This is a genomic window from Agrobacterium sp. lyk4-40-TYG-31, assembly GCF_030209855.1.
GTDB lineage: Bacteria > Pseudomonadota > Alphaproteobacteria > Rhizobiales > Rhizobiaceae > Agrobacterium > Agrobacterium vaccinii.
Genome location: NZ_JARVRE010000003.1, coordinates 243,396 through 256,821 on the forward strand (window position 1 = coordinate 243,396; position 13,426 = coordinate 256,821).

General features: G+C 57.6%; 10 protein-coding genes. 6 read left to right on the forward strand and 4 right to left on the reverse strand.

Annotated features, from left to right (window positions below; genetic code table 11):
• Positions 1-5: 5 nt before the first annotated feature.
• The 3 genes from lysA to QRN55_RS04325 all read left to right on the forward strand — a co-directional run bounded on the left by lysA (position 6) and on the right by QRN55_RS04325 (position 5,053).
• Positions 6-1,274: a diaminopimelate decarboxylase gene (gene lysA, locus QRN55_RS04315; protein ID WP_284775123.1), complete on the forward strand. Its 1,269-nt coding sequence runs from the start codon at positions 6-8 to the stop codon at positions 1,272-1,274.
• Between the two features lie 167 nt (positions 1,275-1,441).
• Positions 1,442-4,096: a TIGR02302 family protein gene (locus tag QRN55_RS04320; RefSeq protein ID WP_284775125.1), complete on the forward strand. Its 2,655-nt coding sequence runs from the start codon at positions 1,442-1,444 to the stop codon at positions 4,094-4,096.
• 135 nt (positions 4,097-4,231) lie between these two features.
• Positions 4,232-5,053 carry a DUF1206 domain-containing protein gene (locus QRN55_RS04325; RefSeq protein WP_284775126.1) on the forward strand — a complete coding sequence of 274 codons (822 nt, stop codon included), beginning with the start codon at positions 4,232-4,234 and terminating at the stop codon, positions 5,051-5,053.
• Positions 5,054-5,151: 98 nt separating this feature from the next.
• Here the strand turns inward: QRN55_RS04325 and QRN55_RS04330 are convergent, their stop codons facing one another.
• From QRN55_RS04330 to QRN55_RS04340, 3 genes are all read right to left on the reverse strand, one after another.
• Positions 5,152-6,498, reverse strand: a complete 1,347-nt coding sequence (locus QRN55_RS04330) for an SLC13 family permease (protein ID WP_111838786.1) — start codon at positions 6,496-6,498, stop codon at positions 5,152-5,154.
• Positions 6,499-6,690: 192 nt separating this feature from the next.
• Positions 6,691-8,205 carry a malonate--CoA ligase gene (locus tag QRN55_RS04335; protein WP_284775128.1) on the reverse strand — a complete coding sequence of 505 codons (1,515 nt, stop codon included), beginning with the start codon at positions 8,203-8,205 and terminating at the stop codon, positions 6,691-6,693.
• 25 nt (positions 8,206-8,230) lie between these two features.
• Positions 8,231-9,625: a malonyl-CoA decarboxylase gene (locus QRN55_RS04340; RefSeq protein ID WP_284775130.1), complete on the reverse strand. Its 1,395-nt coding sequence runs from the start codon at positions 9,623-9,625 to the stop codon at positions 8,231-8,233.
• 143 nt (positions 9,626-9,768) lie between these two features.
• Here QRN55_RS04340 and QRN55_RS04345 point away from each other — a divergent pair, with 143 nt between their 5' ends.
• Genes QRN55_RS04345 through kynU form a run of 3 tightly spaced genes read left to right on the forward strand, consistent with a single transcriptional unit; the run spans position 9,769 to position 12,509 of the window.
• On the forward strand, positions 9,769-10,416 hold the full coding sequence (locus QRN55_RS04345; protein WP_111838783.1) for a GntR family transcriptional regulator: 648 nt from the start codon (positions 9,769-9,771) through the stop codon (positions 10,414-10,416).
• A gap of 57 nt (positions 10,417-10,473) precedes the next feature.
• Positions 10,474-11,313 carry a tryptophan 2,3-dioxygenase gene (locus tag QRN55_RS04350; RefSeq protein WP_284775133.1) on the forward strand — a complete coding sequence of 280 codons (840 nt, stop codon included), beginning with the start codon at positions 10,474-10,476 and terminating at the stop codon, positions 11,311-11,313.
• Positions 11,313-12,509: a kynureninase gene (gene kynU, locus QRN55_RS04355; protein WP_284775135.1), complete on the forward strand. Its 1,197-nt coding sequence runs from the start codon at positions 11,313-11,315 to the stop codon at positions 12,507-12,509. Before QRN55_RS04350 ends, kynU begins: the two co-directional genes overlap by 1 nt.
• Positions 12,510-12,558: 49 nt before the next feature.
• Here kynU and QRN55_RS04360 read toward each other — a convergent pair whose 3' ends face one another.
• Positions 12,559-13,368: an SDR family oxidoreductase gene (locus QRN55_RS04360; protein ID WP_284775137.1), complete on the reverse strand. Its 810-nt coding sequence runs from the start codon at positions 13,366-13,368 to the stop codon at positions 12,559-12,561.
• Positions 13,369-13,426: the final 58 nt, after the last annotated feature.

A 13,426-nucleotide genomic window follows, 5' to 3' on the forward strand; every position in this document is an offset into this window, starting at 1 on the left:
CCACCGTGAACCATTTTCACTACATCGACGGCGTGCTTCACGCTGAAAACGTCCCCGTGCCTGAAATTGCCAAGGCAGTCGGCACGCCTTTCTACGTCTATTCCACGGCGACGCTGGAACGGCACTACAGGGTTTTCTCCGAAGCCTTCAGCGACGTCGATTCCATGGTTTGCTATGCCATGAAGGCCAACTCCAATCAGGCCGTGCTGAAGACGCTGGCAAAGCTCGGTGCGGGCATCGATGTGGTATCGGGCGGCGAGTTGCGGCGTGCGCTGGCAGCGGGTGTTCCTGCAAGCCGCATCATGTTCTCCGGCGTCGGCAAAACGGTGGCCGAGATGGATTTCGCGCTGGAAGCAGGCATTTACTGCTTCAACATCGAATCCGAGCCGGAACTGGAGATTCTGAACCTGCGCGCCATCAAGGCGGGCAAGCGTGCGCATGTCTCCTTCCGCATCAACCCGGATGTTGATGCGGGCACCCACGCCAAGATTTCGACCGGCAAGAAGGAAAACAAGTTCGGCATCGCCTATGAACGCGCGCGCGGTGTCTATACGCATGCGGCAACGCTGCCCGGTATTCAGGTCAGCGGTATCGATATGCATATCGGCAGCCAGATCACCGAACTCCAGCCTTTCGAAGACGCATTCCGGTTGCTGCGCGAACTGGTAGAGGCACTACGCGGCGATGGCCACACGATCAGCCATGTCGATATCGGTGGCGGCCTCGGCATTCCCTACAGGGAAGACAACAACCCGCCACCTCTGCCCGATGCCTATGCCTACATCGTCAAGAACGAGTTGCAGAGCCTCAACTGCAAGATCATCACCGAGCCGGGCCGACTGATCGTCGGCAATGCCGGTATTCTGGTGACCGAAGTCATCTATGTCAAAGATGGGGGCGATAAGACCTTCGTCATCGTCGATGGTGCGATGAACGATCTCATTCGCCCGACGCTGTATGAGGCCTATCACGGCATTCGACCGGTGGTGCAGCCTTCCGCAGATACGCCGCGCATCAAGGCCGATGTCGTCGGCCCGGTCTGCGAAACCGGCGACTATCTGGCACTCGACCGCGAGATGGCGGCACCCCAGCCGGGCGATCTGATCGCCGTCAGCTCTGCGGGTGCCTACGGTGCGGTACAGGCAGGCACTTACAACTCCCGCCTGCTGGTGCCGGAAGTGTTGGTCAAGGGTAACGAGTTCCACATCATCCGTCCGCGCGGGACGTATGAAGAGCTGATCGCGCTGGATTCGGTGCCCGCCTGGCTGGATTGACGCAGTCAACGATCACGATTGAGCGAAATGCGCGGAAAAATGGGCGCTGGAACCTAGCTGCCCTCGTCTTCGCCATAAAGAATGGTATCGTTGTTACGTTGCACTGAGTTCAGTCGTTGTTCCCCGGAATGGCGAAATCGGGTGGCCAGAACCGGGAGAACGGATTGATGACCACATCCAGACAGGGCGGAAAAGGCGCTTTCGAGGGCAGACCGGAGCTTGCACGCCGTGTAGTGGCAAAGCGCTTCTTCGCAAAACTCGTGCTTCTTTCCGAGCGCATCGCGCCGAAAACACTGCTTCCGCTGTCGCTTGCTGCGGTGTTTGTGGCGCTGGCCTGGTTCGGGCTGTACCGGCAGATGCCTGATGTTCTGCGCATCGCCGTTGTTTTCGTCCTGATCTTCGCATTCATCACCTCACTGCTTCCTATCGCTCGCATCAAGTGGCCGACCAAGGACGAGGCCTCTCGTCTGCTTGAGGCCCGAAACGGTCTGGCGCACCAACCTGTTGGCGTTCAGGAAGATGAGCCCGCGTTCGAGACGCCCTTTGCGCGCGCCCTATGGAAAGAGCATCAGCTTCGCATGGCCGAGCGCATCGCCGGGCTGGATGCCGGTCTTCCCAGACCAGACATCGCCCGCCATGACCGTATGGCTCTGCGTGCCATTCCCGCGCTCATTCTCGTTGCCGCTTTCGGCTTTTCCTTTTCCAATGGCGCGGGCACTATTGCAGATGCTTTCCGCAACGCTCCATCGGGTGGCCCAGACAATCCTGACATCCGGTTGGACGCCTGGGTCACCCCGCCGTCCTACACGGGGCGTGCGCCGATTTTTCTGACTGGAAACAATGCTGCGGCCACTGACACGGTTTCTCTGCCGCAGTCCTCCAAACTGACCATCCGCATGACGGGTGGCAATGGCGATGAAGAGGTGACGTTCGAGCCGCAAGAGGCGGGCCAGTTGCAAAAGCTGGCGCCGGAGGCAGCGGAACAGAAAAGTGCCGCCGCACCAGCCAATACCGACAACGAGACCAATGTGCCTCGCGCCCCGAGAACGTTCTCCATGGACATCAAGGAAAGCGGAACGATTGAGGCCAATGATCAGGAATGGCAGTTCAACGTCATCCCGGACCGCGCGCCCACCATTGCCTTCGATAAGCTTCCCCGCCGTGCGGTCAATGGTTCGCTGGAAATCGGCTTTACTGCAAAGGACGATTACGGTGTGCGAGAAGCGCACGCGATCATCGAGCCCGTTGGCGTGGCAAGCGATGCGACACCTCTGTATCCACCGCCCGAGTTCAAACTTGACCTGCCGCGCCAGAACCCGCGCGATATGAAGGGTGTGACCAGCCGCAACCTGACCGAACACCCGATGGCGGGCAAAAAGGTTCGTATCACGCTTGTTGCCACCGATGGTGCCGGGCAGACGGGCCGCAGCCCCTCGCAGGTCATGACCCTGCCCGGGCGCAATTTTTCCGAGCCGCTCGCCGCATCCATCGTCGAGCAACGGCAGATTTTCTCGCTCGATACGCGACAGATGCCGAAGGCGATTGCCTATAATGAGGCGGTCGGTATGCGCCCGGACGAGACGATACCGAACACCACACATTATCTGCTACTGCAATCTGCCAGAACGCGCATGAAGCTGGCCTACAATGAGGAAATGCTGAAGAACACCGCCGATTATCTCTGGGAAATTGCGCTGGGAATCGAAGACGGCGATCTTTCGCAGGCGGAACGGAAGTTGCGCGACGCGCAGTCCGCACTGTCCGATGCGCTGGAGCGTAAGGCACCGGATGAAGAGGTTGCCAAGCTGATGCAGGAGCTTCGCGAGGCGATGAACGAGTTCATGAAGGAACTTGCCCAACGCATGCAGAACGCACCGCAGGCTAATATGAACCAGCAGGCGCAGAATGTGCTGCGTCAGCGCGATCTGGAAAACATGATGAACCAGATAGAAAATCTCGCCCGGTCTGGTAATCGCGATGCCGCACAGGAAATGCTCTCGCAATTGCAGCGGATGATGAACAACTTGCAGGCGGGTCGCCCACAGCGCGGACAGCAGGGTCAACAACAGCAGCAAAACAGCCAGTTGCGCCAGCAGATCGATAAGCTGGGTGAGATCATGCAGCAGCAGCAAAAGCTGATGGATGAGACCTTCAAGCTCGATCAGGCGCTTCGCGACCGGATGCAACGCGGTGACCCACAGCCCGGCCAGGAGGGCGGCGATCCGCAAATGGGCGAAAACGGCGAACCGCCAGTCCAGCAAAACCCGCAGCAGGGTCAAAATGGCCAGAACCCGACCGACCAGATGACGGCTGAGCAGTTGCGCGATGCGTTGAAAAAGCTGCGCGAGCAGCAGGACGGTCTTGGAAAGCAACTCGGTGAACTGCAAAAAGGCCTTCGCGACCTTGGAATGGAGCCCGGCCAGAACTTCGGCAAGGCCGAGCAGGAAATGAAGGGCGCAGGCGAGGCACTGGGCGACAGCCAGGGCGAGCAGGCGGTTCAGGGCCAAGGCAATGCACTGAACGCACTTCGCCAAGGCGCTCAGGATATGATGGGCCAGATCATGCAGGCGATGCGCCAGCCCGGCCAGCAACCAGGGCAAGAGGGCATGATGGGTCAGGGCGGTCAGAACGGGCGCGACCCGCTTGGACGTCCGCGTGAAAACAACGGCCCGGACTTCGGCGATAATCAGGTGAGAGTGCCGGACGAAATCGACGTCCAGCGGGCGCGCGAAATTCTCGAGGCCATCCGAGAGAAGCTCGGCAACAACCCGCCCGGTGAAACGGAACGCCGTTATCTGGAGCGCCTTCTGGACATTCAATAAGCATCAGACGTGGACACCATGGGCTCCACAGAGAGCAGAGTGGTGGAAAAGTCTGGCTATTAAAGCGACCGCGCATAAACTTTCGCGATAGTTACGCGTTGTCTGTTCATCGAAACATGACAGCAGGACACACCTATGCCCCTTAATCTACGCTTCGAACTCCTGGCAAAGTTCGGCTATGCCGCCAGAGGGGTGGTCTTTCTGCTCGTTGCCGCACTTGCTGTCTTCTCTGGCGTTGCCAATGGGGAAGCTGATTCAAAATCGGCGATCTCTTCCCTTCTTGAACAGCCCTTCGGTCGGATATGGGTCGGCATGATCGGGCTTGGTCTGTTCGGCTTTGTCGCGTGGCGACTGGCGCAAGCTCTGGCCGACAGTGACGGCCATGGCACTGGCGGAAAGGCCATCGTCATCAGGGCTGCCCTCCTTGGCAGTGCTTTCACCTATTTTGGTCTGGCGACATACGCCACCGGCCATGCCATGCTTTCAGGCGGTGGCAGCGAAGGTTCGGGCGAGCAGGGATTGGCGCAGTGGATCATGTCACAGCCGTTCGGATCTTATCTGGCAATCGCTGTTGGTACCGGCTTCATCATCGGCGGCTGCGTAACCGCCGCCAAAGGCATTCTCCGCAAGTTTGAGAAATACATCAAAGTTCCAGACGAGCACGGCATCATTGCCTGGATTTGTGTTTACGGCCTCGTGGCACGCGGCATCGTGTTTGCGGTAACGGGAATTCTGTTTGCCTACGCCGGGTTCAAGGTCGATCCAGAACAGGCGGGCAGCATGTCTGATGCGTTACAATGGCTTCGCCAGCTTCCATTCGGCTCCGCCGTTTATCTCATCGTCGCAGTGGGCCTCGCCGCTTTCGGCATCTACAATCTCGTGGCGGCCCGTTACCGCACCGTTCGAGGTCCGTCTCTGTCAGACATCAAGCGCGCCGTTCCTTTGAAGGGGATGTAGAACACGTGCCGATCTGGATATGAGATACTAGTCATACACACAAACAGGGCGGCACCCATGGCGCCGCCCTGTTTGATGTTATTAGTCGGATATAATCGTCAGATCACACCCGGCACCACGAAAACCAGCCACGCAACGATGGGGCCGATGATCGCGATCAGCGCGCTATAGATCAGCAATTGCCGGAGGACCTGCTGTCTGCTTTCATCCGGCGCGTTAGCGACGACCAATGCACCATTGGTGGAAAACGGGCTTGTATCGACAATCGTCGTGGAGATGGCGATTGCGGCGACCACGCCGACCGCGCTGACATGTCCCTGCAAAAGGAAAGGAACGGCGAGCGGAATGATAGCTCCGAGCAGTGCCGTGGACGAGGCGAATGCCGAAACGATGGCACCTGTGAAGCACAGCAGCAATGCGACCAGCATGGGCATCCCCAGACTGGAAATGCCATGGGCCACGTAATCGACGGTGCCTGCTTTTTCCATCACGCCGACATAGGTGATGATACCCGCGATCAACAACACGGTTGACCAGCTGACCTTGTCGATCGCTGCCTTCTGGGTTTTGGGTGACAACAATGCGAGGACGACCGCAACCGTGATTGCCACAAGGCCGACGTTGAATTTGAAGACCAGCGCACCGACGCCCAACAGCGTCAGACCGATCAGAGTGACGATTCTCTCGTTATTCAATGTAATGGTGGAGGTGGTGTCGCCAGCCGTACCATAACCATGCTGCTTGATCGGACCCGCAGGCGTACCGCCGTGTCCCCGAATCGATTCGGCCACGCCTTCCGGGTGGAGGTCAGGCAGAGGGCCGGATGATGCCGATATCTGCCGTGCAATCTTTGCACCGCCGAAAACGAAGAACACCAGGACCGCGATTGCTAGATTGAAAAAGAAGCTGGACAAAAACAGCGACGTTGGAGCGAAAGGTAATCCAGCCTTCGCGACGATCTGGTTGGTGATGCCCCCGTAAATGCTGATCGGCGAAAACCCACCGGCCTGAGCGCCGTGGATGACCATCAGGCCCATCATGACCGGGTGGATACGGTACTGGACGGCAAAACTGAGGGCAACTGGCGCAAGAATGGCGACGGCCGCTGGTCCCAGAGCCCCGAAGCCGGTGATGATGGCCGCGACCAGAAACATCACCCAGGGAATGAGACCGATACGCCCGCGCACCACGCGAACGGCGCCTTCGACCAGCCAGTCGATCGTGCCGTTGATCTGCGCGATACCGAACAGATAGGTCACGGCAACAAGTGTCAAAAACAGGTCACTTGGGAAACCAGCGAAAATGTCGTTGGTCTTCATTCCGATGACGATCGTACCCAGCACGAAGGCACCGGCAAACGCCAGCGCACCCATGTTGATCGGCTGTATCGTCGCGATGATGAACATCGCAACGAGCAACCCTATGGACAGCAATTCAATACCCATGGTCTCCCTCTCCCTCCGGCGCCTCCCGCGCCTTGAAGCGTCATGCGTCCATGAGGATGCGCGGCGGACGCTTCGATCTTCCGAATTGACGCATTTCGCTTTGCGAAAACCGTTTCCGGTTCTCAAGCGGATGCTGTGGTGGCTCTTTCAGCGGTGATGCGGACGCGCGTGTTCTCCCCACACGCGGCCCTATTACGTTGCAGCGTAGAGCTGCGCAAACTGTTGACGCAGAACGTTTTTCTGGACCTTGCCCATCGTGTTCCGTGGCAGGTCATCGGCGAAGATGATCCGTTTCGGTTGCTTGTAGCGGGCAAGTCTGTCAGCCAGCGCACCAATGATCTGGGTTTCGTCCAGCGCAGCACCCGGCTTTTTCACAACAATAGCCGTAACGCCCTCACCGAAGTCGGGATGCGGTACACCGATGACCGCGCTTTCCACGACGCCCTCGATTTGATCGATCTCGCTCTCGACCTCTTTTGGATAGATGTTGTAGCCGCCTGAGATCACCAGATCCTTGCCGCGACCGACGATGTGAACATATCCGTCACTGTCGATCTTGCCGAGATCTCCGCTGATGAAGAAGCCATCTGCGGTAAATTCGGCAGCTGTCTTTTCAGGCATCCGCCAGTAGCCCTTGAAAACATTCGGGCCCTTGATCTCGATCATGCCGGTCTCATTTTCCGGCAGCATTTCACCCGACACGGGATCGGTGATCCTGACCGTCACGCCCGGCAGAGGCCGTCCGACGGTACCGGCAATTCTCTCGCCTTCGTAGGGGTTGGATGTGTTCATATTTGTTTCGGTCATCCCGTAACGCTCGAGAATGGCGTGACCGGTTCTGGCCTTGAAGTCCACATGCGTCTCGCTGAGCAATGGCGCGGAGCCAGAGATGAACAGGCGCATGGAGGCAACCGCATTCTGGTCGAGACGCGGGCTTTGCAGCAGGCGGACATAGAAGGTTGGTACGCCCATCAGGAGTGTTGCCTGCGGCATCAGCGACAGAACTTCCTCCGGTTCGAACTTCGGCAGCAAAATCATCGACGCGCCAGACAGAAGCGTCACATTCGTCGCGACGAACAGGCCATGGGTGTGGAAAATCGGCAAAGCGTGGATCAGGCGATCCTGTGCGGACACTTGCCAGACATCGCGCAGCGTCAGCGCGTTGGACAAGAGGTTGTCATGCGTGAGCATGGCGCCCTTCGACCGTCCCGTCGTGCCCGAGGTGTAAAGAATAGCGGCGAGATCGTCAGGCCCACGAGCGGCATCGACGAAGTCGATCGGCTGTTCTTTCGCCAGATCCATGAGCGAACCGGTGCCGTTTGCATCGAGCGTTTCAACCTTCGCACCATGCGGTTTGGCAATCGTCTCCACGCTGTCGCGCGAAGAAGAGGAAACCACGACGAGCCTTGGCTGTGCATCTCCGATGAAATAGTCCAACTCGGTAAGCGTGTAGGCGGTGTTGAGCGGCAGATAGACGGCGCCACTGCGTACGCAGGCGAGATAGAGTATGAGAGCTTCTGCGCTCTTCTCGATCTGAACGGCTACTCTGTCGCCAGGGCTTATCCCAAGCCGGTCGATCGTGTTGGCGATCTGCCCGGATAGATCGAACACTTCGCCATAGGTCCACGAACGCCCGCCGTTCAACAAAATGAACGGCGCGTCGTTACGCGCGGATGCTTTTATGGCGTCGAAAAGGTGGTTAGTCATTGGTCCCTCCCTCACTATCTTGTCTTTATGATTTTCGCGGCCTGCTTTGAAAGCCGCCGGAATTCGCGGCAGTCTTGAGATCACCGCGCTGCTTCAACAATGTCCTCACAACAGGTGATGCAGCCACCTCACCCCGTTGCGCAAGCGCTTCATGGTTGGCCACGATATCATCCAGCTTGTAGAGATAATTGACCATCAGACCATGCGCCTGCTTCATCGCCTTTGGCGAACGGTCGCCAAGGAAGTTCAGCCTTTCAAGACGTGCGCCGTTGCCCAGATGGAACCGCGCCACGGGATCGATTGGGCGACCATCTGCCGTTTTCGCGGTGAGAAAGTAATGCGCGGCCATCGGGAGAATAATGCGCTCGATCTTGGCAACAACCTCAGCATCATCGCTCCAGGAAGGCTTATCCATCGCCGACAGCGTCGCGCGCTCCTCGCTCGACAGGGCGGGATCGTTTTCTGCGGTACGGATGGCGGAAAACCAGCGCGCAAAACCGGGCACGGGCGACAGGGTAACGAAGTTGGTCAGACCCGGTAGCTCTTTCTTCAGATCATCGACCACCTGCTTGATCAGGAAATTACCGAAGGAAATACCGCGCAGGCCATCCTGACAGTTGGAGATGGAATAGAAGACGGCCGTCGTTGCCTCGTCGGCTGCGATCTGCTCGCGGGTCTCATCCAGCACGTCATGAATGTTGGCCGGAACCGCACGCGTCAGCGCAACCTCAACGAAAACAAGGGGTTCGTCAGCAAGACGGGGATGAAAGAACGCAAAGCAACGTCTGTCAGACGGCGCCAGCCTGCGGCGAAGCTCCTCCCATCCGGCGATCTCGTGCACCGCCTCGTAAGCGATGATTTTTTCCAGAATATTGGCCTGTGTCGACCATTCTATCGGCCTCAGCGACAGGAATCCACGATTGAACCATGAGCTGAAAAGGTGCGTGAAGTCGGCGTCCAGCGCCTGAAAACCCTTTTCCTTTTCTTTCAGCCGCAACAGTTGTTCGCGCATCCGAACCAGGCGGGCTGTACCACTCGGGGCCTGATTGAGGCGGCGCAGCAATTCCTGCCGTCGTGGTTCAGCCGCCTGATGGAGGCCTATGACCGCCGCAGAGCTTTGTTCCTTGCGATAGGTTTCGATGGCCTGTTCGAGCTTGGCCGTATCGGGACCGAATTTCTCCGACAGCAGAACAAAAAACTGACGTGCGCCATCGGTGTCGAGCCTGCTCCACCGGTCCAGAATTTCAGCGGCCAGCGCCATGCCGGATGCTTCGCCCCGGCTTGACAGTAGCATTTCGCACAGCTTTTCGGTGTCGGCATTAGCAGCGACATCTGCAACCCGGGAGCCGGAGAACAGCAATTTGCGACCGCGGTCGGTGATGCTTTGGAGCATGTCCGTAAAAAACGAAGTCTCAGACATATCAGTCCTCCCTGATAAAAGCTGTCACAGCGTCTTCCCACACGCCGCCCTTGCCGGTAGCATGTAAGCTCTCAAGACTTGTGCACTCTGTCAAGCATCTTGTATACAAGATTTACCTAATTGTATTTCTGGAGCTGAAGCACATGTCAGAAAACGTTGGCCGGTGGCTGCGGGATGAGATCGAAAACTCGATACTTTCCAATGAGTTCGCACCGGGTGAACGGCTTGACGAAACGGTTTTGGCCACACGTTTCGGCGTTTCAAGAACACCTGTACGGGAAGCGCTGATGCAGCTGGATGCAATCGGCCTCATCGAAATCCGGCCCCGGCGCGGTGCAGTCGTCATCGATCCGGGCCCGCACCGCGTCTACGAAATGTTCGAGGTCATGGCCGAAATGGAAGGGCTGGCGGGCTCTCTTGCCGCAAGACGGCTGGATGCCGGTTCACGCGAAGCGATTAAAACAGCCCATAGCCGTTGCGAGCAATCAGCCTCTGCCGGAGACAGCGACGCCTATTATTACGACAATGAGGAATTTCATAAAGCCATCTACATCGCCAGCCAAAGCGAATTCCTCCAGGAGCAATGCCTGCAACTGCACCGGCGGCTGCGTCCGTATCGGCGCCTGCAATTGCGCGTCCGCAACCGCTTGTCGACGTCATTTCAGGAGCACTGCGCCATTATCGATGCGATTTTTACGGGCGATGGTGAAGAGGCCCGCCGCCTGCTACGCGCTCATGTCGGCATTCAGGGGGAAAGGTTCAGCGACCTAGTGGCCAACATGGCGCGGTAACAAGCGCAGGTGCCGACCCGTTCGGCTCGGCGATATTTTTGAAAGGTAACGAATATTATGGCTGAGACTATTTATGATCCCGGCACCGAGGGTGCGAAGATGTCGTTCAAGGGGGCGATGTCCTATGGCGATTACCTTCATCTCGATGGAATTCTCGACCAGCAGCAACCACTGAGCCAGGCGCATGACGAGATGCTGTTCATCATACAGCACCAGACAAGCGAGCTGTGGATGAAGCTCGTGATCCACGAGTTGAATGCAGCCCGTAACGCCTTGAAGGCGGGCGATACATCCGGCATGTTCAAAATGCTTGCCCGCGTGTCGCGCATTTTTGAGCAATTGAACAATGCGTGGGATGTTTTGCGAACCATGACGCCCGCCGACTACACGCGATTTCGCGATGCGCTCGGCCCTTCCTCCGGGTTTCAATCCTATCAGAACCGCATGATCGAGTATGTGCTCGGCAACAGAAATCCACATTTGCTGAAACCGCACGAGCACCGCCCGGCAATCCACCAGATGCTGGTGGATGAGCTGGACCGACCCAGCTTCTACGATGAGGTCATCACCTATCTCTTTCGCGTCGTCGATGGCTCAGAAGAGCATGTACCGCCGCCCCAGCTCCGTTCGCCTCACGCAAAAATTCCCGAGGTGCAGGCGCGTTGGAAAATCGTCTACGAGAATATCGACAAATACTGGGCGCTCTATGAGCTCGGCGAAAAGCTTGTCGATATCGAGGATTATTTTCGCCGATGGCGTTTCAACCATGTCACGACAGTGGAACGGGTGATTGGCTTCAAGCGCGGCACGGGTGGAACCGCTGGCGTCGAGTATCTTAGAAAAATGTTGAGCGTCGAATTATTTCCAGAGCTTTGGCATCTGCGTGGAGACTTGTGATGACACTGAAAACAGTTTTGCGAAAAGAGCGTTTCGATCTACCAGAGGGCATCATCTATCTCGATGGCAACTCCCTTGGCCCGTTGCCTGCCAATGCCGTGGAAAGCGCCACCAGAACGATCAAGCAGGAGTGGGGCGTGGAACTCATACGCGCCTGGAATAGTGCCGGGTGGATTTCCCTTCCGCAGCGCGTGGGAGACAAGATCGCCCGATTGATCGGCGCACCGGCAGGTTCGGTTGCGACGGGAGATACACTGTCCATCAAGGTCTATCAGGCTGTCGCTGCGGCTCTCAAAATGCGACCCGACCGCAAGGTCATCCTCTCCGACAGCGGTAATTTCCCCTCTGATCTCTACATGATCGGCGGACTGATCGAGACGATTGGCGGTGATTACCGCCTGCTCACGCCCGCACCCGATGAGGTCAGCCAGCACATCGATGACACGGTCGCCGTCGTTATCCTCACACAGGTCGATTACCGAACCGGACGCATGCACGACATGGCGGCGCTGACGCGTAAGGCGCAGGACGCAGGCGCCGTGGTGATCTGGGATTTGGCCCACAGCGCCGGAGCCGTGCCGGTGGATTTGGCGGGTTGCGGCGCCGAATTTGCTGTTGGCTGTACCTATAAATATCTCAATGGCGGCCCCGGCTCGCCAGCCTTCATCTATGTCCGGCCCGACATCATCAACGACGTCAAACCCGCACTGGCCGGATGGATGGGGCATGACGCACCCTTCGCGATGGAGCTTTCCTATCGGCCAGCCATGTCGACGGAAAGGCTGCGCGTCGGAACGCCCGCCATCGTGCAGCTATCGATTCTCGACCAAGCCCTCGATCTCTGGGACGGCGTGGAGATGAGCGATGTGAGGGACGTCTCCGTCAAGTTGACAGAGATGTTCATCGAGGGTGTGGAAGCCCGGTGCCCGGACCTCAAACTTGCGTCTCCGAGGCAGAGCGAACTGCGGGCATCGCAAGTGTCGTTCCGGTTCGAGCATGGCTACGAAGCAATCCAGGCCCTCATCGATCACGGCGTCATCGGCGACTTCCGTGCGCCTGACATTATGCGTTTCGGGTTCTGCCCTCTGTTCGTTGGAGAAGATGACGTGGTCAACGCCATTGAGATCGTGGCAAAGGTTATCAACGAGCGGCTCTGGGACAATCCGAAATATCGGATACGCTCAAGAGTGACGTGAAAAGGTTTGAGATCCTCACGCGCAATCGGCACGTCAGCTGCCACGAGGCTTATTTACGCCCGCGGAAATTATCCATCGTATGATATATACGCAGCCACTCACCACCGATCTTGTCAAACCAGCGCAAGGGCAAAATGCCCCGCAGGAGTGGCACCAGATTGATAATCCAGGGCAGGCGTAAAAAGATGCGATTGGATTTGATGGCTGCGATCACGCGGTCTGCGACATACTCCGCTTTGAGAATGGGGATGAAGGGAGAGCGCACGCCAGCGAACATGCCAGTGTCGATGTAATATGGTGTTACCGTTGTTACGCCGACGCCGGTCTTGGCCCTCTCCATTTCGACGCGCAACGAGTCGGACCAGCCAATCATCGCCCATTTGCTGGCACAATACACCGACATTTTGGGATTGGGCACGAAGCCCGCTGCCGAGGCTATGTTGACGATATGGCCACTGCCGCGAGCGATCATGCCGGGCAGGAATTCCTTTGCGACATAGATAGGTGCCAGTGTGTTCACGTCCATCGTCAGCGATATATCTTTCGAGCTATGCTCGACAAAGGTTTTCCCGACAATCACACCCGCATTATTGACCACGATATCGACTGCGATACCGGCTGCCTTCATCTCGTCCGCGGCGGCCTCGATGCGGGCAGGATCAGCTAGATCGACAGCGTATCCTGACACGCGAAGGCCTTCGGCGCTCAACGCCGCGACCGTTTCGTGCAATGCCTGCTCTTGAATATCCCAGATCACCAGATGCGTTGCACCCTGATCGAGAAATCGTCTCCCCATCAGCCGCCCGATGCCGGATGCGCCGCCGGTAATCAGAACCGTCTTCCCGTTCAAATTTTTCAAACAACGTCCTCCTCCACTGAGTTTGCTCACCTTTTTTAAAAGGAGAGCAATAACTCTA

Coding starts and splice junctions, on each gene's coding strand:
- QRN55_RS04330 (WP_111838786.1), bottom strand. CDS start 6,498: ATGGGTATTGAATTGCTGTCCATAGGGTTGCTCGTTGCGATGTTCATC.
- QRN55_RS04340 (WP_284775130.1), bottom strand. CDS start 9,625: ATGTCTGAGACTTCGTTTTTTACGGACATGCTCCAAAGCATCACCGAC.
- kynU (WP_284775135.1), top strand. CDS start 11,313: ATGACACTGAAAACAGTTTTGCGAAAAGAGCGTTTCGATCTACCAGAG.
- QRN55_RS04335 (WP_284775128.1), bottom strand. CDS start 8,205: ATGACTAACCACCTTTTCGACGCCATAAAAGCATCCGCGCGTAACGAC.
- QRN55_RS04320 (WP_284775125.1), top strand. CDS start 1,442: ATGACCACATCCAGACAGGGCGGAAAAGGCGCTTTCGAGGGCAGACCG.
- QRN55_RS04350 (WP_284775133.1), top strand. CDS start 10,474: ATGGCTGAGACTATTTATGATCCCGGCACCGAGGGTGCGAAGATGTCG.
- QRN55_RS04325 (WP_284775126.1), top strand. CDS start 4,232: ATGCCCCTTAATCTACGCTTCGAACTCCTGGCAAAGTTCGGCTATGCC.
- QRN55_RS04345 (WP_111838783.1), top strand. CDS start 9,769: ATGTCAGAAAACGTTGGCCGGTGGCTGCGGGATGAGATCGAAAACTCG.